Source organism: Mesorhizobium sp. WSM4307, assembly GCF_007003945.1.
In the GTDB taxonomy this organism is placed as follows: Bacteria; Pseudomonadota; Alphaproteobacteria; order Rhizobiales; family Rhizobiaceae; genus Mesorhizobium.
This window is the reverse complement of sequence record NZ_VFTB01000004.1, coordinates 496,990-518,749: the sequence shown is the minus strand read 5'-3', so window position 1 is coordinate 518,749 and position 21,760 is coordinate 496,990. Positions and strand designations below refer to the sequence as shown.

General features: G+C 63.5%; 17 protein-coding genes and 2 tRNA genes. 13 read left to right on the top strand and 6 right to left on the bottom strand.

The features are described from left to right. Positions 1-3: 3 nt before the first annotated feature. The 3 genes from FJV83_RS12520 to FJV83_RS12510 form a co-directional block, all read right to left on the bottom strand. On the bottom strand, positions 4-1,026 hold the full coding sequence (locus tag FJV83_RS12520; RefSeq protein ID WP_095787464.1) for an aldose epimerase family protein: 1,023 nt from the start codon (positions 1,024-1,026) through the stop codon (positions 4-6). 90 nt (positions 1,027-1,116) lie between these two features. Beyond that, positions 1,117-2,574 carry an NAD-dependent succinate-semialdehyde dehydrogenase gene (locus FJV83_RS12515; protein ID WP_095787463.1) on the bottom strand — a complete coding sequence of 486 codons (1,458 nt, stop codon included), beginning with the start codon at positions 2,572-2,574 and terminating at the stop codon, positions 1,117-1,119. A 201-nt stretch (positions 2,575-2,775) separates the two neighbouring features. Next, positions 2,776-3,726 carry an AEC family transporter gene (locus FJV83_RS12510; RefSeq protein WP_142885312.1) on the bottom strand — a complete coding sequence of 317 codons (951 nt, stop codon included), beginning with the start codon at positions 3,724-3,726 and terminating at the stop codon, positions 2,776-2,778. Between the two features lie 112 nt (positions 3,727-3,838). Here FJV83_RS12510 and FJV83_RS12505 point away from each other — a divergent pair, with 112 nt between their 5' ends. The 11 genes from FJV83_RS12505 (at position 3,839) to FJV83_RS12455 (ending at position 15,443) form a co-directional block, all read left to right on the top strand. Next, positions 3,839-6,859: a caspase domain-containing protein gene (locus FJV83_RS12505; RefSeq protein WP_142885311.1), complete on the top strand. Its 3,021-nt coding sequence runs from the start codon at positions 3,839-3,841 to the stop codon at positions 6,857-6,859. A gap of 99 nt (positions 6,860-6,958) precedes the next feature. After that, positions 6,959-7,507: a histidine phosphatase family protein gene (locus FJV83_RS12500; RefSeq protein WP_095790946.1), complete on the top strand. Its 549-nt coding sequence runs from the start codon at positions 6,959-6,961 to the stop codon at positions 7,505-7,507. A gap of 229 nt (positions 7,508-7,736) precedes the next feature. Continuing rightward, a tRNA-OTHER gene (locus tag FJV83_RS12495) sits at positions 7,737-7,810 on the top strand. A gap of 1 nt (position 7,811) precedes the next feature. Continuing rightward, positions 7,812-7,879: transfer RNA gene (locus tag FJV83_RS12490), tRNA-Asn, on the top strand. A 361-nt stretch (positions 7,880-8,240) separates the two neighbouring features. Continuing rightward, positions 8,241-9,386, top strand: coding sequence for a slipin family protein (locus FJV83_RS12485; protein WP_185973330.1), 1,146 nt, complete (start codon positions 8,241-8,243; stop codon positions 9,384-9,386). A gap of 162 nt (positions 9,387-9,548) precedes the next feature. Continuing rightward, positions 9,549-9,830, top strand: a complete 282-nt coding sequence (locus FJV83_RS12480) for an acyl carrier protein (RefSeq protein WP_010909964.1) — start codon at positions 9,549-9,551, stop codon at positions 9,828-9,830. 56 nt (positions 9,831-9,886) lie between these two features. Then, positions 9,887-11,077, top strand: coding sequence for a beta-ketoacyl-ACP synthase (locus FJV83_RS12475; RefSeq protein ID WP_095790945.1), 1,191 nt, complete (start codon positions 9,887-9,889; stop codon positions 11,075-11,077). Between the two features lie 54 nt (positions 11,078-11,131). Then, positions 11,132-12,403 (top strand): beta-ketoacyl-ACP synthase, encoded by a 1,272-nt coding sequence (locus FJV83_RS12470; protein WP_095772911.1) that lies wholly within the window; start codon positions 11,132-11,134, stop codon positions 12,401-12,403. Between the two features lie 36 nt (positions 12,404-12,439). Beyond that, positions 12,440-13,468 (top strand): zinc-binding dehydrogenase, encoded by a 1,029-nt coding sequence (locus FJV83_RS12465; RefSeq protein ID WP_095772912.1) that lies wholly within the window; start codon positions 12,440-12,442, stop codon positions 13,466-13,468. A 13-nt stretch (positions 13,469-13,481) separates the two neighbouring features. Continuing rightward, positions 13,482-14,468, top strand: coding sequence for a lipid A biosynthesis lauroyl acyltransferase (locus FJV83_RS12460; RefSeq protein ID WP_179295839.1), 987 nt, complete (start codon positions 13,482-13,484; stop codon positions 14,466-14,468). A 144-nt stretch (positions 14,469-14,612) separates the two neighbouring features. Beyond that, complete coding sequence (locus tag FJV83_RS12455) at positions 14,613-15,443, top strand: class I SAM-dependent methyltransferase (RefSeq protein ID WP_246691851.1); 831 nt, start codon at positions 14,613-14,615, stop codon at positions 15,441-15,443. Here FJV83_RS12455 and FJV83_RS12450 read toward each other — a convergent pair. The 3 genes from FJV83_RS12450 to FJV83_RS12440 all read right to left on the bottom strand — a co-directional run bounded on the left by FJV83_RS12450 (position 15,431) and on the right by FJV83_RS12440 (position 18,625). After that, a complete protein-coding gene (locus tag FJV83_RS12450) occupies positions 15,431-16,645 on the bottom strand; it encodes an NAD(P)/FAD-dependent oxidoreductase (protein ID WP_142878229.1) in 1,215 nt (404 codons plus the stop codon). The two genes, FJV83_RS12455 and FJV83_RS12450, sit on opposite strands and share 13 nt — an antisense overlap. A gap of 1 nt (position 16,646) precedes the next feature. Next, the gene (locus FJV83_RS12445; RefSeq protein ID WP_246691850.1) at positions 16,647-17,612 is read right to left on the bottom strand and encodes an ATP-grasp domain-containing protein; all 966 of its coding nucleotides are present in this window, start codon (positions 17,610-17,612) and stop codon (positions 16,647-16,649) included. A 581-nt stretch (positions 17,613-18,193) separates the two neighbouring features. Further along, the gene (locus FJV83_RS12440; protein WP_095772917.1) at positions 18,194-18,625 is read right to left on the bottom strand and encodes a L,D-transpeptidase; all 432 of its coding nucleotides are present in this window, start codon (positions 18,623-18,625) and stop codon (positions 18,194-18,196) included. A gap of 220 nt (positions 18,626-18,845) precedes the next feature. Here FJV83_RS12440 and FJV83_RS12435 point away from each other — a divergent pair, with 220 nt between their 5' ends. Together FJV83_RS12435 and FJV83_RS12430 are read left to right on the top strand one after the other, a co-directional pair. Beyond that, positions 18,846-20,123: an acetylornithine deacetylase/succinyl-diaminopimelate desuccinylase family protein gene (locus FJV83_RS12435; RefSeq protein WP_142878231.1), complete on the top strand. Its 1,278-nt coding sequence runs from the start codon at positions 18,846-18,848 to the stop codon at positions 20,121-20,123. A gap of 124 nt (positions 20,124-20,247) precedes the next feature. Continuing rightward, complete coding sequence (locus FJV83_RS12430) at positions 20,248-21,726, top strand: ABC transporter substrate-binding protein (protein ID WP_142885308.1); 1,479 nt, start codon at positions 20,248-20,250, stop codon at positions 21,724-21,726. Positions 21,727-21,760: the final 34 nt, after the last annotated feature.

Genomic DNA, 21,760 nt, shown 5'->3' with positions numbered 1-21,760 from the left:
GACCTATGGAAGGCGGAAACGGTATTCCGTCACGTGGTGATAAATCGCACCGGGCCACAGCGTTGCTTGCGGGAAATACGGCCGGTTCGGCGCATCCGGCCAGATTTGCGGCTCCAGGCAGAAGGCGGAAAAAGCCTGGTAGTCGCGGCCTTCCAACCCCTTGCGCGGCGTCACATACTGGCCGGTGTAGAGCTGAACGCCTGGCTCGGTGGTCCAGACCTCCATCTCGACGCCGGAGCTCGCCCCTTGCGTCCATGCCGCTTGCCGCAACGGCCCGCGTGCCGAGGCAAGGCAGAAATTCTGGTCGTAGGGGAGCTGCTCGCCCTCGGTCTCCATGCGCAGCGGCCGCGCCTGGCGGAAATCGAAGGGCGTGCCGTCGACCGGCTTGACCACGCCGGTCGGGATCATGTCGCCGTCGACAGGCAGATAGGCGCCGGCGTTCAGCATCATCCTGTGGTCGAGAATGTCACCGGCGCCGCCATCATCCAGGTTGAAATAGGAATGCTGGGTGAGATTGCACAGCGTCGGCTCCTCGCAGGTCGCCGTCAGCTCGACGCTGAGCGTGCCGGGGATCTTCAGCCGGTAGGTGCAGGTGACGTCGAGCGCACCGGGAAAACCCATCGCGCCGTCGGGATCGTGCAGCGTCAGCGTGACGAAGTCCCTGCCGTGCAGCGAAACCGCCCACGGCCGATGCGCATAGCCCTGTGAGCCGCCATGCAGCGTATGCTTGCCGAGGAAGTTTTGCTCGGTCTGGTAGCGGTTGCCACCGATGGTGAAGCGGCCGTCGCGGATGCGGTTGGCATAGCGGCCGACCACCGCGCCGAAGAAGGCGTTGTCGGCCTCATAGGCTTCCAGCGTGTCGTAGCCGAGCACCAGCGGCGCATCGTGACCGGTCAGGCGCAAATCCTGGATGATGGCGCCGAGGCCGATGACGTTGGCGGTGAGACCGCCGCCCCTGATGGTGAAGCGGCGTACCGGCTCACCCGCCTGCGTCGTGCCGAAAACCTCGCCGTCCTTCATTGCCATGCCCGCAAACGTCAGTTGATCCAAAGGATTTCGGCTGGTTTTCTCGACCCAAGGCGGCGGGCCTGGCCCGCCCACTTCAGGGACAAGGTATCAGAGGCCGAGGCCGCCGATACAGACATATTTGGTATCGAGGTAATCCTCGATGCCCTGATGTCCGCCTTCCTTGCCGAGGCCCGATTCCTTGACACCGCCGAACGGCGCCTCCGGCGTGGTGATCAGGCCTTCATTGACGCCGACCATGCCGTATTTCAGCCCCTCCATGACGCGAAAGGCGCGGCCGAGATCGCCGGTGTAGAAATAGCAGGCAAGGCCGAATTCGGTGTCGTTGGCGAGCGCTATTGCTTCCGCTTCGGTCTCGAACTTGAACACCGGAGCGACCGGCCCAAAAATCTCTTCCTTCATGAAGCGCATCTTGGGCGTCGCGTTGGCGATCACCGTCGGCTGGAAGAACGAACCGCCGAGCGCATGACGCTTGCCGCCGGCGACAATCTTGCCGCCCTTCGAGGTCGCGTCTGCGATCAGTTCCTCGACCTTCTCGACCGCCTTCTCGTCGATCAGCGGCCCCTGCTGCACGCCTTCCTCGAGGCCGGAACCGACCTTCAGCCCGTTGCTGGCGGCGGCCAGCTTCTCGACGAACTTGTCATAGACGCCGGCCTGGACGAGGAAGCGGTTGGTGCAGACGCAGGTCTGGCCGGAATTGCGGTATTTGGCGGTGATCGCGCCGGCGACGGCACGGTCGATATCGGCGTCGTCGAAGACGATGAACGGCGCGTTGCCGCCAAGCTCCATCGACACCTTCTTCACGGTAACCGACGACTTCTGGATGAGGAGCTTGCCGACTTCGGTCGATCCGGTGAAAGTGATCTTCGACACCAGCGGATTGGCGCAGATCTCGTCGCCGATCTCGCTGGCCGAGCCGGTCAGGATGTTGACGACGCCCTTGGGGAAGCCGACTTCCTCGGCAAGCGCGCCCCAGGCAAGACCCGAATAAGGCGTCTGCGAGGCCGGCTTGACGACGGCGGTGCAGCCGGCAGCGAGCGCGGGACCGAGCTTGCGGGCCAGCATCGAGGACGGGAAATTCCACGGCGTGATGGCGGCGATGACGCCGACCGGTTCCTTGGTCACCAGGATGCGACGATCGGCCCATGGTGAGGGCACGACGTCGCCATAGGTGCGGCGGCCTTCCTCGGCGAACCACAGAATGTAGGCCGCGGCCGAACCGATCTCGCCCTTCGATTCGAACAGTGACTTGCCCTGCTCGATGGTCAAGAGCTCGGCCAGCACGTCCTGATTGTCCATCATCGCGTCATGCAGCTTGCGCAAGAGCTTCGAACGCTCGAGCGCGGTCGTCTTGCGCCAGGTCTTGAAGGCGGCGTCCGCGGCCTCGATGGCGCGGCGGGTCTCGGCCTTGCCCGATTTCGGCACGGTGCCGATCTTGAGGCCGGTGGCGGGGTTGTTGACGTCGACCGTCTGGCCACTATCGGCCTGCACCCATTCGCCATTGATGAGATTGGCCTGCCGCATGAAATGGCTGGTTTTCTGAAGCATGGTCTATCCTCCGTTCGGCGCACTGACGGGCCGGTCTGTGAAATCTTCGGTGAGCGTGCGCCATGATTTGAAGCCGGCACGCCGGAGCCACTGCTCTTTACCTAGGGCAAGGCCCGCAAGCAATCGCAAGATGGCATATAGGGGTTGGGCCAGCCCGGGACGAGAGCAAGCTTTACCGCCTCGCCTGGATTTGCGCATCGCCTAGCCAAAGACATGCAGGACAATCGTCAGCCAGAAAGCCGTGGTGACGGCGGCGCAGGCGGTGGCGATGGTCATCTGGTTCGATGCAAGCGCCTGGCCGGTGTTGAACTGCACGGCGATCAGGTAGGAGTTGATGCCGGACGGCAGCGCCGCCACCACGACCGCCACCTTGGCGGTCATCGGCGGCAGGCCGAGCAGCCAGACGAAGGCAAGAACCAGCGCCGGCATCAGGAACAGTTTCAGCGCCGAAAGCGCCAGTGCCGGCCGGACATTGCCGGAGATGCCGAAGCGGCGCAGGCTGAGCCCCATGGCAAACAGCGCCACCGGCCCTGCCGTGTTGGCCAGCGCATCGACCAGCCGCATGACGAGCCTGGGCAGCGGCACGCCGCTTAGCCGCCATGCCAGGCCAAGCAGGATGCCGATGATCAGCGGATTGATGAACAGCCGCCGCAGGAAGCTTCGCAGCACCCGCAGCGGATGCACATGTTCGTCACCGCCTCGGCCGAACATCTCGAACAGCACGATCGAGGCCATCATCATGACCGGCAGATGCACGGAGACCAGCAGCGACAGCACTTCGAAGCCGCTTGGGCCGAAGATGCCGAGGATGAAGGGAGCGCCGAGCAGCACGACATTGGAATAGGCCGACGATACGCCCCCGACGACGCCGGCGCGCGCGTCGCGCCCGAAGATCCGCGTGGTGACGAGATGGCCGGCGGCCCAGGTGATCGCTGCCGCCGCGAAATAGGCTCCCCACAACGGCCATGGCGCAACGCCGTGGAAATCGGCCTTCACCATGGTCTGGAACAGAAGCAGCGGCATCGCCACCGAGACCGCGAAATCCGATATCCCCTCGCCGCTCGCCGGTCTGAGATAGCCGGTCAACCCGGCGAAATAGCCGAGCGCCACGAGGCTGAAGACGAAAAGCACGGTTTCTGTAAGCGGAGACATTTTTTCAGGGATAGGCGAGCCATGCGCGCGGCGCAATCGCGCCCGAATTTGATCATGGTATGCTGGCAACGTTATAGAGGGCTTGGAGCATCAGGGCGGACACGAACGGCAAATGACCTTTGTCGAAACCTCAGGACGCAATCTTCTTGCACGGATGTGGCTGACGGCCTTCGTCGCCGCCCTGTTTTGTCTTGTCGCGACGGCGCTTGCATTTGCCGAGGCGAAAAGCCTCAAGGGCGTGGCGCTGATCATCGGCCAGTCGAACTACCTGCACATCGCCGCCCTGCCCAACCCGGCCAATGACGCCCGCGACATGGCCAAGATGCTGACCGACCTCGGCTTCGACGCCCGCAACGTCACCGATCGCGATGCCGCCAAGCTGAATCGCGATCTCGAACGCTTCGTCGAGGACGCCGAAGGCGCCGACGTCGCTTTCATCTATTACTCCGGCCACGGCATCGAAGCCGGCGGCGAGAACTATCTGGTTCCGGTCGATGCCGATGTCACGTCGCTCAAGGACGCGGGCCAGGAGCTGGTGCCGATTTCCGCCGTCATGGACGAGTTGAAGAAGACCGTGCCGGTGACGATCATGCTGCTCGATGCCTGCCGCACCAATCCGTTTCCGGCGGACGCCGTGGTGCGCCGTGCGCCGACCGCTTCCGCCGAGCCGATCGGCGCCGGCGGGCTGGAACCGGTGCGCGGCGCCAAGGCGCTCGCCAACGCGTCGGCGCGAGATGCGAGCCTGGGCACGGTGGTCGGCTTCGCCGCCGAACCGGGCCGACCGGCGCTCGACGGCGCGGCCGGCGAAAACAGCCCCTATGCCGCCGCCCTGCTGCGCCATCTCGCGGCGATGAAAGGCACGGAGTTCGGCTCCGTCATGCGCATGGTGACGGAGGAAGTCTATCTCGACACCAAGGCCAAGCAGCGCCCCTGGGTCAATGAAAGCCTGCGCCGCCTGCTGTATTTCGGCGTCGCGCCACCGGAACCGACCGGCGACGACGGGCTGATCACCGGCGAGAGGCGGCAGTTGCTCTTGACCATTTCCGACCTGCCCGACCCGAAGCGGGCGCAGGTGGAACTGGCCTCGCTGCAGGACGGCGTGCCGCTCGACGCGCTCTATGGCGTGCTGAGGGCGCTGGGAACGGACAAGATCCCCGAGGATCCGACCGACCTGCAGAAGATGCTCGACGCGCAAGCCGAGCGCCTGAAGAAGATGATGTCCGAGCGTGCGGCACTGCGCACCGACGATCCCGAGATCAAGCGCCTGGTCGCCTCCGCCGACAAGGCCATCGGCCAGGGCGCCATGGTGACGGCGCGCAAATTCCTCGACGACGCCGTCAGCAGGGTCGAGCAGAACAGCGGTGCCGTCGACGAGGCCGAAGAACTGGTCAGGCAGAAACGCATCGCCGACGCCGCCATCTATGCCAAACGCGCCGACGCCGCCGCACTGGTCTTCGAATACAAATCCGCCGCCAACGACTATGCCAAGGCCTTCTCGCTGGTCGAGAAATGGGACGACAAGCTGCGCTGGAACTACAAGAACCAGGAAGCCGAGGCGCTCAACGCCCACGGTTACGCCACCGGCGATCTCGAAGCATTGCAGCACGCGATCGAGGCCTATCGCGTCATCCTGAACTTCATTCCCAATGGCGAGCAGAACAGGGATTGGGCCATCACCCGCAACAACATGGCTGTGGTGCTGCAGACCATCGGCGAGCGCGAGACCGAGACCGCACATTTGGAAGAAGCCGCGCAGATCTTCCGCGCTTCGCTCGTCGTCTTCGAGCGCGACAAGGACGATCGCAACTGGGCGGCCGCGCAGAATAACCTTGCCAATGTCCTCTTGAAGATCGGCGAGCGCGAGAGCGATCCGAAGCGTCTAAACGAGGCAGTGGCCGCGATGCGCGCCACGTTGGAAAAGCGCCCGCGCGACAAGCTGCCGCTCGACTGGGCAGCTTCGCAGAACAATCTCGGCCTGGCGCTCTATGCGCTTTCCGAACGCGAACCAGCCGGCGAGCACCTGAAGGACGCGGAAGCCGCCTACCGGCTGGCGCTCGAGGAATACACGCGCGAGAAAGCCCCCGTGGAATGGGCGATGGTCGAGAATAATCTCGGCAACACGCTGGTGACGCTCGGCATCCAGCTCAACGACAAGGCCAAGATCAACGAAGCGGCCGATGCCTTCCGCGCCGCGCTGAAGGTGCGAACCCGCGAGACCTTCCCGGTCTCGTGGGCGACCAGCCGGCTCAACCTCGGCAACGCGCTGAGCGGTGTTGCCCGCTTCGACATGGGCACGGGCACGCTTGAAGAGGCAGCCGCGGCCTATGACGATGCGCTGACGGTGTTTACCCGGCAGCGCTTCCCGATGGACTGGGCGTCCGCCCAGAACAATCTCGGCTCGATCTACCAGACGCTTGGCCAGCGGACCCGCGACGCGGCCAGGCTCGAACAGTCGGTGGCAGCGTTCCAGGCAGCCGGGCAGGTCTATGTCAGGCGGAAATTCCCGCAGGATTGGGCCATGAGCCACTACAATCTCGGCAACACGCTGCAACTGCTTGGCGGCGTGACGGACAAGCCCGAGCACTACAGCGAGGCGGTCGACGCCTACAGCAATGCGTTGCGCGAGTACAAGCGCGAGACCAACCCGCGGCAATGGGCGCTCGCCCAGGCCGGCCTCGGCTCGACGCTGCACTGGCTGAGCATGAGCAATGCCGATCCCAAAACCCTGCGGGATTCGATCGCCGCCCGGCGGGCGGCACTCGAAGTGCTGACCATCGAGACGGCACCGGTCGACTGGGCCAACGCCCAGAACGGCATCGGCATGAGCCTGCTCAATCTCGGCAATATCGAACGGACCGGAAAATATCTCGACGAGGCCGAGGTGGCCTTCACGGCGACGCTGAAAGTCTTCACCAGGGAAAGCCAGCCCATGCAGTGGGCCTTTGAGCAGAACAATCTCGGCGACATCCACTGGAACCGCGCCAGCTATGGCGGCGGCAAGGCCGAGTATGTCAGGGCTATCGCGTTCTTCGAGAATGCCAAGCAGGGCTTTACCGAAGCCGGCTACACCATTCCCATCCCGCTTACCGACCAGAAGATCGATCTGGTGAAAAAGCAAATCGCCAAAAAGTGAGGCTGGGACATCTGCGACGCCCGCTTGTCTTTGTGCCGGCGTTCCGATCCCTATATGCGAATGGCCGGAACCCGATGTCGGGCCCCTGGAAGGACTGCGATGATCCGATTTGCCCTGGCCCTGTTGCTGCTCGTCGTTCCCGTCGCGGCCCATGCCACGGATGCCGGCTGGGCGTTGCTGCGCGATGGCGGCCATGTGGTGCTGCTGCGCCATGCCATGGTCACCGGCACCACCGATCCGGCCAATTTCGACATCGACAGCTGTGCCACCCAGATCAATCTGTCGGCGCGCGGCAAGCAGCAGGCAAGCAAGATCGGCGCCTTGTTTGCCGCTCGCGCCGCGCCGATCGAACGCGTGCTGTCCAGCCGTTACTGCCGCTGTCTCGACACCGCGCGTATCGCCTTCGAGGCCGAGCCGGAGCTTTTTGCCCCGCTCGATCTCCTGAAGGGCGACGACGGGCAGAAGGCAGCACAGATCGCCGCCATCATGAAGGAAATCCGCGCCTATTCCGGCTCCGACAATCTGGTCATGGTCACCCATTTGGAAGACATCGTGGCGCTGACCGGTGTTTCCCCGCGCGAGGGCGAGGCCGTGGTCGTCGAGCCGCAGGGCGACGGTCTGCGCGTGCTCGGCCGCGTCACCTTCTGAGGCCACTGCGTTCCATCCCGGGCGCGGCAGACAGTGTTGCCGAAATACCACCGCCGAAAGAAGCCGTAAATTCGCCGCGACAATGCCGCTTGCGACAACCCGTCGCAGGGGCTATAGGCGCGCACCCGGTCACGAAAACCGAAGTGAGCACAACGGTTGGAGCTTTCGTCTCCGCCCGTGCAGGCGGCTTTGCCGCGCTGTATACGGTGCCGCTTTGGGGATTGGGATCGCGGACGTAGCTCAGCGGAAGAGCGCCGGATTTGGGTCCGGAGGTCGCAGGTTCGATTCCTGCTGTCTGCACCACGGATAGCTCAGTTTGGTTAGAGCATCAGATTGTTAATCTGACTGTCGAAGGTTCGATTCCTTCTCCAACGGCCTGATAAGCCGACACCTTTGGGTGGTGTTATCCAAAAACGGTCCGGGGACCGGAATGCTGAAGACCTGACGAACGGCCGAAGCCTGCGGGCCAGGGCCGTATCGAAAGGTCCGACGCCATCGGTTCGCGGCCAGGTCCGCGGTGACGATCAAGGCGCAGTGTCGCCGGCAAGGGAGGCTTCGACCTCCGACGCCCGCTTCGCTGCCCCGCGATCCGCTCCCGAAGGCCCGCCACGGATCGATGCCACCGGTCTCCGGATCATTCGTGCCCGGAAGATGATGTGAAACGAGAAACGAAGGGAAGATCGACGCATGAGTTGACGCCTCGCATGGGGCCATGCCCGACAGGAGTAAGACAATGACTGTTCTCGATAAGGTTCTTGGACGCGAGCGCGTCCTCGTAAGGGAAAACGAACGTGCCCTCACCCTCTACAAGGGTGAGATCAAGGCCGTCCTGATGCCGGGCGAGCACTGGCTAGCCAACCGGCGCGGGAGCCTGGAAGTGTCACGGCACGATCTGAAGAACCCGGAATTCGTTTCGGCATACGAGAAGGCGTTGTTCGACAAGCTCCCGGATGTGACCGCGCGTCATTTCACCGTCGTTCGCACCGGGCGCACGGATGTCGCCATCATCGAGCGTGACGGAAACCTGCATGCCGTTCTGGCGCCGGACCGCAAGCTGGTTCTGTGGACCGATGCCGGCCCGTGGGCGGTGACGACGGTCGATACCTCGGCCGATCTGGCCATCGATCCGGCGGTCATGCGCCGGCTCGGCCAGGCCCGGAAGGCGGAGTTGATGTCCGTCCATCCGGTCGTCGATGGCCAGGCCGGCCTGCTGTTCGTCGACGGTGTCCTGGTCCGGACGCTAGCCGCGGGCGTGCACGGCTTCTGGAATGTCGGACGCCTGGTGCAGGTGAAGGTCGTCGACCTCAAGCGCCAGTCGCTCGACGTCGCCGGGCAGGAAGTGCTGACCAAGGATCGCGTGACGATCCGCGTCAACATCGCCGCCGAATACCGGGTCGTCGACCCGGTCAAGGCGGTGAGCGCCGTGAAGGACTTCTCCGAGGCCCTTTATCGCGCCCTGCAATACGCCTTCCGCAAGACGCTGGGCGCGCTGACGCTCGACCAGATCCTTGAAAAGAAGGTAACGGTCGACGAGGAAGCCGCGGCCAAGGTCCGTGCCGACATGGCCGAGATCGGCGTCGAGGTCAGCGATATCGCCCTCAAGGATGTGATCCTGCCGGGCGAGATGCGCGAGATCCTCAACCAGGTGGTTTCGGCCGAAAAGCAGGCCGAGGCCAACGTCATCCGCCGCCGCGAGGAGACGAACGCCACGCGTTCCCTGCTCAACACGGCCAGGGTGATGGCGGAGAACCCGGTGATGCTGCGGCTGAAGGAGCTCGAGGCTCTGGAAACCATCGCCGGCAAGGTCGAGCGGCTGACCGTCCACAACGGAACGGGCGGGCTGCTGAACGATCTGGTCAAGCTCCGTGACAACAACTAACCTGACGTAATGGGAAGGGGCGCCGGGCGCCCCTTCTTGCGTTTCTTGGGCACGCTTCCCATCTGCGCCCGGACTATCAGGCCTTTTCCTGCCGGGAAAAACCGATTAGACAGCGCCCAAACAGGATGCGGACAGATTCCGCCCGCAAAGAAGGAAAAGCCCTTGTCCACCACGTTCGACAAAGTCGCCAAGATCATTGCCGACACCAGCGAGATCGATATCGACACCATCACGCCCGAGAGCCACACGATCGACGATCTCGGCATCGACAGCCTCGATTTCCTCGACATCGTCTTTGCCATCGACAAGGAATTCGGCATCAAGGTGCCGTTGGAAAAGTGGACCCAGGAAGTCAATGACGGCAAGGCTTCGACCGACGACTACTTCGTCATGAAGAACCTGTGCGCCAAGATCGACGCGCTCGTCGCCGCCAAGACCGCCTGACGTCAGTTGAGCGCGTGACCTTGACGCGCTTTGCCGCCTGACCCACAAAGCCGCCCATGAGTAACCCCCGCGACGTCGTCATCACTGGTATCGGCCTTGTCTCCTCGCTGGGAGAAGGCCCTGACGCCCACTGGCAGAAGCTCGCGCAACCGGGCCTGCAGCCGGTGCTCGAAACCGCGCGCTTCGCGCCCTATACCGTTCATCCGCTGCCGGAGATCGACTGGAACCTGCAGATCGCCAAGCGCGGCGACCAGCGGCAGATGGAGACATGGCAACGGCTCGGCACCTATGCCGCCGGCCTGGCGCTCGACGATGCCGGCATCAAGGGCAATGACGAGCTTTGCACGACCATGGACATGGTGGTGGCCGCCGGCGGCGGCGAGCGAGACGAGGCGGTCGACGCCGCCATCCTCGCCGCTTCGGAAAGCCGCAACGACCGCGATGTACTGCTCAACGAGAAGCTGACCACGGAATTGCGGCCGACCTTGTTCCTGGCCCAGCTTTCCAACCTTCTCGCCGGCAACATCTCCATCGTCCACAAGGTGACGGGCTCCTCGCGCACCTTCATGGGCGAGGAAGGGGCCGGCGTTTCCGCCGTCGAGACGGCCGCGGCGCGGATCCGCTCGGGCCAGTCGACGCACGTGCTGGTCGGCGGCGCCTTCCAGACCGAACATTCCGATATGCTGCTCGGCTACGAGCTTGCCGGCTATCTGCATCGCGGCCCCTGGAAGCCTGTCTGGCAAAGGCAGGGTGCCGAGGGTGGCGGCGTGGTCTCCGGCTCCGGCGGCGCCTTCCTGGTGCTGGAACAGCGCGACCACGCAATGAGCCGTGGGCGCAAGATCTATGCCGAGCTCGGACCGGTCGTCTCCGGCCGGGCCAGGCGGTCGCGCGGAGAACTCGACGCCGAAATCGCCGGACTGCTCAGCCAGGCGGCGCTGCCGAACGGCAGACTGCTCGCCATGTCGGGCGCGTCCGGCGCGCATGCCGCAACCACTGCCGAGAAAACAGCGCTCGATGCCGTCGAGACAATCGCCGCGCGCGGCTTCTCGACGCTGACCGGACACATGAAGGAAGCGCAGTTTCCGTTCGCCGTGGCGCTGGCGGCACTCGCCGTTGACCGTAAGGCCGCCTACCCCGTCTTTGATGCCGCGGCCGAGAAGCCGTTCGAAGGCATTCCCGCAAGCGTCCTTGCAACGGCGATCGGCTATCACCAATTCGAAGGCATGGCGCTGGTCAAATCAGCGTAAGGCGGGCACTCGCCATGCTGCCATGCTGCAGAGATAAACCGCTCGAGGGCTCCGATGACCAATTTCAGAGATCACATGGGCAGGCCGATCGTCGCCGTCACCGGTATCGGCGTGGTGACTTCGCTTGGCGTCGGCAAGGCTGACAATTGGGCGGCGCTGACTTCGGGCAAGTCGGGCATCCACCCGATCACCCGCTTTCCGGTCGACCACCTCAACACCCGCATTTCCGGCATGGTCGACTTTCTGGACTCAAGCTCGAAGGGCGCCAGCCCCCTCACCTACGAGCTGGCCGAAACCGCCGCGCATGAAGCCGTGGCCGAATCCGGCCTTGATTCCAGCGATTTCGGTGGGCCTCTCTTCCTTGCCTCGCCGCCGGTCGAGCTCGACTGGCACGAACGCTTCTCGCTCTACAATTCCGACAAACAGGACGCCGGCGCCGAAAGGCTGCTGCGGGTAGCGCGCGGACTGAAGGAACTCGACATCTTCGAGACCACCCAGTTCGGCTCGATCGCTGACCGGCTCGCCGATCGGTTCGGCACGCGCGGCCTGCCGATCACGCTGTCGACCGCCTGCGCCTCGGGCGCCACAGCCATCCAGCTCGGCGTCGAGGCGATCCGCCGCGGCGAATGCGACCGGGCGCTGTCGATCGGCGCCGACGGCTCGGCGACCGCCGAGGCACTGATCCGCTTCTCGCTGCTGTCGGCGCTGTCGACCCACAACGACATTCCCGAAAAGGCTTCCAAGCCGTTCTCCAAGGACCGCGACGGCTTCGTGCTGGCCGAGGGCTCCGGCGCGCTGGTGCTGGAATCGCTGGAAGCAGCCCTGGCCCGTGGCGCGACCGTGCTCGGCATCCTGCGCGGCTGCGGCGAAAAGGCCGACGATTTCCACCGCACCCGCTCCAAGCCTGACGGTTCGCCGGCAATCGCGGCGGTTCGCGCCGCCCTTGCGGATGCGGGCCTCAGCAAGGACGAGATCGACTACGTCAACGCCCATGGCACCTCGACGCCGGAAAACGACAAGATGGAGCATTTGTCGCTGTCGACAGTGTTCGGCGAGCGCATCGGCTCGATGCCGGTCTCGTCGAACAAGTCGATGATCGGCCACACACTGTCCGCGGCGGGCGCCGTCGAGGCGGCGTTCTCGCTGATGACGATGCGCGAAAGCGTCATTCCGCCGACCATCAACTACGACAATCCCGACCCGGCGATCGTGCTCGACGTGGTGCCGAACAAGAAGCGCAACGCCGAGGTTCGCAGCGTTCTGTCGAACTCCTTCGGCTTCGGCGGCCAGAACACTTGCCTTGTCATGGCGCGGGAACCGGTCTAAGCGACCTTTTTCAGCCCCACTGAACCGACAGGCCCAATGCGCGCATTGCAACTTATCGAGGATCGCCGTCTTGAGACGGTGGACCTGCCGCCTCCCCCGCCACCCGCACTCGGCGAAGTCACGCTGCGCATCAAGGCAGTGGCGCTGAACCATATCGACGTCTGGGGCTGGCGCGGCATGGCCTTCGCCAAGCGCAAGCTGCCGTTGGTTGTCGGCGCCGAGGCCTCCGGCGAGGTCGAGGCGGTCGGTCCCGGCGTGTCCAGCCTGCTGCCCGGGCAATTGGTGTCGATCTACGGCGCGCGCACTTGCGGCCTTTGCCGCGCCTGTCGCGAAGGCCGCGACAATCTCTGTGAACATGTTTCCGGCGTCCACGGCTTCCATCTCGACGGTTTTGCCCAGGAGAAGATCAACCTGCCGGCGCGCCTGCTGGTCCCCGCCCCGCCCGGCGTGAGCGATATCGGCGCCGCGGTGGCCCCCGTCACCTTCGGCACGGTCGAGCACATGCTGTTCGACAATGCGAGATTGCAGCCCGGCGAAACCATCCTCGTCCATGCCGGCGGCTCCGGCATCGGTTCGGCGGCGATCCAGCTGGCGAAGCGGATGGGCTGCACCATCATCACCACGGTCGGTTCCAACGACAAGATCGACAAGGCCAAGGCGCTCGGCGCCGACCAGGTCATCAACTACCGCGAAGACCGCTTCGAAGGCGTCGTGCGCAAGCTGACCAAGAAGAAGGGCGTCGATGTCGTCTTCGAACATGTCGGCGCCGACACCTTTGCCGGTTCGATGCTGTGCCTGAAGCGCGGCGGCCGCCTGGTGACCTGCGGCTCGACCTCGGGCGTTTCGACGCAGATCAACCTGATGCAGCTCTTCCAGCAGCAATTGAAGCTGCTCGGCTCCTTCGGCTGCCGCATGGAGAACATGGCCAACGCCATGCAGAAAATGGCGGCGGGACAGGTCGCGCCGGTCATCGACACCGAAGTCGGCTTCGACGATATCGACGCAGCGCTGAAGCGCATGGAAGGCCGCGACGTCTTCGGCAAGATCATCCTGCGCGTCGCCTGAGGCCTTGACTTCGGTGCTCAAGAAGTTTCGCCGCGATCTCAGGTTTCGCTATGGCAGGCAGTTGCGCCAGCTGAACTACTGGCTGGTCGCACGTGCGGCGATGATCATCATTTCGGTGCTGCGCCTGCTGCCGGTCGACAGCGCGCTGAATTTCGCCGACCGCGTCGCGCGCTTCATTGGTCCCAGGGTCGGACGCCACCGGGTCGCCATCGACAATCTGCGCAAGGCCTATCCGGAAAAGAGCGAGGACGAAATCCAGGCTATTGCCTCCGACATGTGGGGCAACATGGCCCGCCTTGCCGCCGAATACATCTTCCTCGATGCCCTGTTCGACTATGACCCGGCCGCCAGCACGCCCGGCCGCGTCGAGGTCAAGGGAATAGAGCATTTCGTCGAGATCGCCGCGGAGAAGCAGCCGCACATCGTCTTCACCGGCCATCTCGGCAATTTCGAGCTGCTGCCGGTGGCGGCGGCGACCTTCGGCATGAATATCACGGCGCTGTTTCGCCCGCCCAACAACCCCTACCTTGCCGACTACATCCTCTCGACGCGGCGCTCGACCATGGGCGCGCTGCTGCCGTCGATGGCCGGCGCCTCCTTCGCATTGGCCGGAGTGCTGGAAAACGGCGGCAATATCGGCGTCCTTGTCGACCAGAAATTCTCCAACGGTCTGGACACGACCTTTTTCGGCCGCCCCTGCCAGAGCAACCGTGTGCTCGGCACGCTTGCCCGTCACTATGACTGCGACGTCTATCCGGCGCGTTGCATCAGATTGCCAGGCAACCGCTTCCGCCTCGAGATCGAGGACAGACTGGTCCTGCCTCGCACCGCCGACGGCAGCGTCGACGTTCACGCCACCACCCAGATGCTGAACGACGTGGTCGAGCGCTGGGTGCGCGAGGATCCCGGCCAGTGGATGTGGTTCCACAAAAGGTGGGAGATCAGCAACTGGCGGCGTAAAAAGCAGCCGCAAGCAAAGGCGCCGGCCGCGAACAGCTGACCCCTGAAGTGTTTGGCGCCTGCCATTTCCGGTACCGATGGGCCGCGATCCAGACATTCGTAACGTCGCTGGTCAGGGAATCTTAAACGACGAGAGCGCACATACCCCACCGAGATGTTCATCGACTGGGATGGAGCCCGTGGCATGACGAATATCGAAATGCCGCGCCTGGATCGGGATGGCCTCGAAGATCGTTCCTTCGGCCGTCTTGGCCGGGCATGGTCCTATCTTCGACAGCATGGCCTGCTGGAGCCGCTAAGGCTCATCCGCCGGCATGGGCTCGGCGCAAGCCTTGGCTTTGTACAGCGCAACATCAGGCATATGCTCGCCGACCGTCTCGCCCGCAAATGGGATCGCCGGCACGGCGTCGATACGGCCGGCTCGATCCAACTCGGCGCCCTCAATGTCGTCGGCCCGCACCGCGCCATGGGCAATGAAGCCGTCTGCACGTCGCCCAGAACCTTCGACTTCATCATGAAGTCGCTGCCACGCGATCTCCATGCCCATACATTCATCGACATCGGCTCCGGAAAATCGCGAACGCTGTTGCTGGCCTCGCAATATCCGTTCGCCGAGATCATCGGCGTGGAGTTCGCCCGCGAACTGGTGGACATCGCCCGGAGCAACATCGAGCGTTTCCGCGACCCGTCGCAGCAATGCCGGACGCTCAGCGTCGTCGAGGCGGATGCGGCGGCGTATGATTTCCCCGAAGCGCCGCTGGTGGTCTATTTCTACAATCCCTTTTCGAAGGACGTCTTCGATATCGTCCTGAAGAATCTCGTGTCGTCGCTCCAACGCCACCCGCGGGATTGCTTCATCGTCTATGGCAGCTCGAGCCACCGCGCCATCGATTGGGCAAGGCCCGCCATCCGTGACACCGGTATTTTCCGGGAACTGTCCGTGCCGGCCATGCCGGGCTTCCTCGATGCGGTCCGCACCATCGACTACGCGGTCTTCCAGCTTCAGGCAGCGTAACGTCTGTCTCTCGTCCTCTGAATGAAACGGGAGACGGTGCGCGCGGCGAACGGCGTGCCGGCGGTGAACCGCATCAGCGGGCCAAAGCTGTCGACCGCGCTCGCGCCGACGAAATGCAGGCCCGGGATGCTGGATTCGAACCCGGCGGAAAGCAGCGGCAACCCTTCCCGGCGCGCAATCGCGGCAAGCATTGCGGGCGCGAACAGACCGAGCTTGGCGATATCGATCCGGTAGCCCGTGCCTAGCAGGACGTGATCGAAGGTGGCGGCATCCTTCTCGAACCGCAGTTCGATGCCATTGTCCTTGGGGGATGCGCTGATGATCCTGCTGCCGGCCCTGATCTCTATCCCGTCGAAATCCGGCTTCAGCCAGCCCGTCGCACCGGCACCGAGGCTGCGCCTGTTGAGTCCGGCCCGGGCTGGCTCCGGGAACCGGTGCACGAAGCCCGGGACCTCGACCAGCCAGGAAATCGGGAAAGGACCGACCCTGGACGGCGATGCGAGCCGCTCCGACAGGAAGTCGCGCAGGCTCCAGCTCTGCTTTCCCGACAGCGCCCGATAGCCCAGCCAATGGATGTCGCCATGGCAGATGAGCTCGACTTCGGCCCCGTTTCGTTTGAGCAGAACGGCGGATTCGCAGGCGCTTTGCCCACGCCCGATGACGGCGACGCGCTTGCCGCGGAAGGCCTCATAACCAGTATGGTCACTGGCATGGCTGACAAGTTCTTTTTGGATGCCGTTGAAGACAGCGGGGATCAGTTGCTGGTTCATCAGGCCGGTGGCAACCACGACGCGACGCGCCTTCAAGGCATCGCCATCGGCCAGTGCCAGACGAAATCCGCCATTCGCCTTCTCGACGTGGTCCACCTTGCGGGTATCCAGATCCGGAACCGTCTGGGCCTGGATCCACAATCCATAGTCGACGAAGTTTTCGAGCAGCAGCGGTTCGCGTGGCGAGATTCCAAGAGCCTTGGCATAGGAATCGAGCGAGAGCGGACCTTTGGTGTGGCCGATATAGGTCGCGTGCCAGGGCGAGCGCAGCCTCATGCCTCTCGGCATATGGTCGCGCCAGAACGACATCGCGCCGCCGAGGGTAAGCGTATCGACGCCCGCTCGCTTGAGGGCGGAAGCCACGGCCAGCCCAAAAGGACCGGCGCCGATCACGGCCACCTCGCAGTCGGTCCTGGGCGTGAAAACGGTCATGTCAGCGGTCTCGCCTGTCTGGTTCTGCAGCCGTGGAACTCACTCCGTCACGCCGCCGTCCTAAACATTTCCCGGTTAAGATTGCGGAAAGTATCCGTCGCGTCAGCACTCTCCAGGCCGTCAACGGCACGTCGATCAGGCCAGGCATCGGGTCATTCGCCTGGAATGTCGCCCATGCCCGTACTTTGGCGAATGAACTGAAATAGGCGAGTTTTGCCAACCGGCCGCTCGAGATCAACCGGCCGGCCGCCACAATATCCCGGACCAGATACATCCACGACGTGTTGGGCCGCGCTGAACCTGTCTTTACCGGCTGGCCCGATTGGATCGCCCAAAGCATGGCGCCGAGGTCGACGCCAGCGGCGGCCCCCAGCCCAAACCATGTCCAGGGCCGTGGATTGACGTCGAGCACCTTCATCGAGCCATCGCGCGCATCGCGCTTGAATTCGACCTCCACCAGCCCGTGATGCGCGATCGATCCAAGCAGCCGGCGCGCGGCGTCGATCAATTGCGGTTCGTCGACCACCTCCACGAAGGTGCTGGTGTAGCCGAAATCGACCGGATATTGCCGTGTACGGCGGGCGGTGAACTCCGCCACCGGCGCGCCCTCATTCCAGAGCGCCGCGTAGGAGAACTGGCCCTCGCCTCCGCCCGGTATCATCTCCTGAACCACGACATTGTCGCCACCGATCTCTTCGGCAGCCCAGGCATAGGCTGCCAAAAACGCTGCTCTGTCATTGGTGAGAACGGCCTTGGCACGCGCAAAACGGCTGCGCCCGCCCATATTCGGCTTCAGGATCACTGGAAAGCGAAGTTTGGCTGCCTCTGCCTGCACGAGCGAGCTGATCGCATAGGTCAGCGGAACGGCAAGCCCCAGTTCGCCCGCCCGGCGATACAGCAGCGGCTTTTCACAGACCCATTTCAGTTGCTCCCAAGGCGGCAGCACCACGTCGAACGCGGCGGACAACCGGTCGATCGATTGCGATACGAAGCGAACTTCTGGATCACCGCCGGCAATCAGCAGAAAACCGCCCAGCCCATGAACCTTGGCCAGATCGAGCAGGAAGGCGGCCGCACCACCATCGTCGGGGCCGGGCCACGTCATTGTCCGCCGGGCATATCGCGAAAAGCCGGGCAACGGCGTGTCGTTGCTCACCAGCCAGACAGGCACTTTCCGAGCGCCGAAGCTTCTGGCCAGCGCCAGCGTCCCGTGCGCCCCGCCAAGAATGAGCACCCCGGCGGGCCGACTGGGAAGACGATCGTCCATCTGTGACTGGGGATGCATCTGTCAATTCCAGCAAACGGCACGCAACGGCAGGTTTCCGGCGAACCGATTGATCAGCCGGCAATATTTAAGCTATTCCTAATAATTCAACCGCCCGATACTGCCGATTGCCCTCAGTCAGACATTGGCATGGAAAGCACACCCCTTATCCCTCGGCAATAGCCGTCCTTCTTGGAACAGGTAAACCTTGGCCGATTGTTGTTGCCGTCAGTAAAATGTCTCGCGCCGGGCTCCGGCCCGGCAACGAGAATTCGCGCGTGCTGCTAGTTCGTCACGACAATGCGCGTGTTGCCGAAGCCCACTTCCCGCACCATGGCATAGAACGTCGCGGCATTGGCCGTGTGCAGCCGCACGCAGCCATGCGAGGCCGGACGGCCGAGTTGCCTGACGGCGCCCGTCCCATGGATGGCATAGCCGCCATGGAAGAACACCGAATAAGGCATCGGCGACATTTCGTATTTGCGCGAATACCACATCCGCGCGGTCCGTTGCGGCCGATACGTGCCACGCGGTGTGAAATAGCCCGGACGGGCAGTCGACACGACCCAGCGATAGACCTCCGACCCGTACCGTACCGTCATCGTCTGCGACGACACGTCGATATTTGCTTCCAACATTGCCGCGTAACTTGCGGACGGCGTACCAAACAGCGCGGTTGCCAACATCGCCGCTGCTACGAGAAAGAACTTCCTCATGCGATCAAACCCCTTTGATTGCCCCTTGCCTTCTTGCCATCACGTTGTTTTTCACCTTTTTAATGGCAGTGAACAGCTAGCACACACTCCTTGATCAATTCGCCAATCCAAAGCAGCGAATTTGAACGATTTCCCGCGATAGTTGCCGCAACGACACGCCGCACCGGCTTGATTGCCGGCGGGCTTGCAATGCAACGTCGTTCGTTGCTCAACTCCCCTGATGAACGAGCGACTCCTTCAAGCAATCGATGACAGGCGCGACGATGTCGTCGCGCTGACCGCTGACCTGATCCGTTTCCCGACCATCAATCCGCCTGGCGAGGCCTACCGGCCATGCGCCGAATATGTCGGCGCGCGGCTGAGGAAGCGTGGTTTTGAAACCGAATTCATTCGCGCCGAAGGCACGCCCGGCGACACCGATCGCTACCCGCGCGTTAATGTCGTGGCCCGCTTCGACGGCCGGTCGCCCGGCGCCTGCGTCCACTTCAACTCGCATATCGACGTGGTGGAGGCGGGCGACGATTGGACCGTCGATCCCTTTGCCGGCATCGTCAGGGACGGCAGGGTCTATGGACGCGGCGCCTGCGACATGAAGGGCGGCCTGGCCGCGTCGATCATCGCCGCCGAAGCCTTCATGGAGGTCTATCCCGACTTTCCCGGCGCCATCGAGATATCAGGCACCGTCGACGAGGAGTCCGGCGGCTTTGGCGGTGTCGCCCATCTGGCCGGGCTCGGCTATTTCTCCAAACCCAGGGTCGACCACGTCATCATCCCCGAGCCGTTGAACAAGGACCGAATCTGCCTTGGCCATCGCGGCGTCTGGTGGGCGGAGATCGAGACCAAGGGTGAGATCGCGCATGGCTCGATGCCGTTTCTCGGCGACAATGCGGTGCGCCATATGGGTGCCGTGCTCAGGGCGTTCGAGGACGAGCTGTTCCCGGCGCTCGATCGCAAGATAACGCGCATGCCGGTCGTGCCCGAAGGCGCCAGGCGCTCGACCATGAACATTAATTCCATCCATGGCGGCCAGACCGAGGATTTTCGGCCTGGCCTGCCTTCGCCCAACGTGCCCGATTCCTGCCGGCTGACCATCGACCGCCGCTTCCTGCTCGAGGAAGACCTCGCCACGGTCAAAGGCGAAGTGACCGGCATTCTCGAGCGGCTGAAGCGCGAGCGCAAAAAATTCGACTATGAGATCCGCGACCTGATGGAAGTGCTGCCGTTGATGACCGAGCGCGACGCGCCGGTGGTCAAGGCGGTGGCGCAAGGCATTCATGCGATCTTCGACCGCGAGCCCGACTACGTCATTTCGCCCGGCACCTACGACCAGAAGCACATTGCCCGCATCGGCCACATCTACGACTGCATCGCCTACGGGCCCGGCATTCTCGATCTCGCCCACCGGCCGGACGAGTGGGTCGGCATAGAGGACATGGTGGAATCGGCAAAGGTGATGGCGATCGGCCTCAACGTGCTGCTGCGCGGCACAACCGGATGATCGGCCCGCGGCGCAAAAACATTTCTCCTGGCGCGGCGCGACAGCACGAAACGCAATTTACTCCCGTGCGAAATCACGCTTCTATCCCCAGGCTTGAGCATTTGAGCATATGGGGAGTTCAGCGATGAAACTTTGGAAGACCCTTCTGGCCGCTGCCGTGCTGGCGGTCGCAACCGCCACTTCGGCGTTTGCCGCCCGGACCGATCTCGTCATCGGCATTCCGCTTGAACCCCCGCATCTCGACCCGACTGCGGGAGCGGCCGCGGCAATTAGGGAGGTCACCTACGCCAATGTGTTCGAGGGCCTGACCCGGATCGGCCCCAATGGCGAAGTCTTGCCGGATCTCGCCGAAAGCTGGACCATTTCCGATGACGGCAAGATCTATACCTTCAAGCTGCACACCGGCGTGAAATTCCACGATGGCGCCGATTTCAGCGCCGACGACGTGAAATTTTCGCTCGACCGTGCCCGCGCGGAAAACTCCGTCAACGCGCAAAAGCAGCTCTTTGCCGCCATCGACAAGGTCGACGTGGTCGACCCCGCCACCGTGAAGGTGACGCTGACCCACCCGCAAGGCTCGTTCCTCTACAATATGGGCTGGGGCGACGCGGTGATCGTGTCGCCGAAATCCGCCGACACCAACAAGGAAAAGCCTGTTGGTACCGGCCCGTTCAAGTTCGAGAGTTGGGCCAAGGGCTCATCGATCACGCTGCTGAAATCAGATCACTACTGGGGCGCCCCTGTCTTCCTCGAAAAGGTCGAGTTCCGCATCGTTCCCGATGCCGCGGCGGCGGTGCCGGCGCTGCTTTCCGGCGACATACAGGCCTTCCCCTTCTTCGATCCCGACAGCGTCTCCCAGGTCAAGGATGATCCGCGCTTCAAGGTGGTGGTCGGCGCGACCGAAGGCGAGACCATCCTGTCGATCAACAACAAGCAGCCGCCCTTCGACAAGTTGCAGGTGAGACAGGCGATCTCCTACGCGCTCGACCGCAAGGCGATCATCGACGGCGCCTCGGCCGGGCTCGGCCTGCCGATCGGCTCGCATATGTCGCCGGCCAACAAATATTATGTCGACCTCACCGGCCACTATCCGCACGACGTGGCCAAGGCCAAGCAACTGCTGAAGGAAGCAGGACTGGAGAACGGCTTCAAGGCCACGTTGAAGCTGCCGCCGACGACCTATGCACGGCTCGGCGGCGAGATCATCGCCTCGGAACTCCGCGATGTCGGCATCAACCTCGAGATCATCCCCGTCGAGTGGGCGCAGTGGCTGGACCAGGTGTTCACCAAGAAGGATTACGATCTGACCATCGTCTCCCATACCGAGCCCAACGACATCGATATCTATGCCCGCAAGGACTACTACTTCAATTACGACAACCCCACCTTCAAAAAGGTGATCGCAGATCTGGAACTGACGTCCGACGAGGCCAAGCGCAAGGAATTATATGCCCAGGCGCAGAAGATTCTGGCCGACGATGCCGTGGTCGGCTTCCTCTACGAATTGCCCAAGGTCGGGGTCTGGGACGCCAAGCTGCAAGGGTTGTGGGAAAGCGCACCGATACCTGCCAACGACCTGACCAAGGTGAAGTGGAGCGAGTGAGGTTCGTTTCGTCATCCTGGGGCGGAGCAGGCGC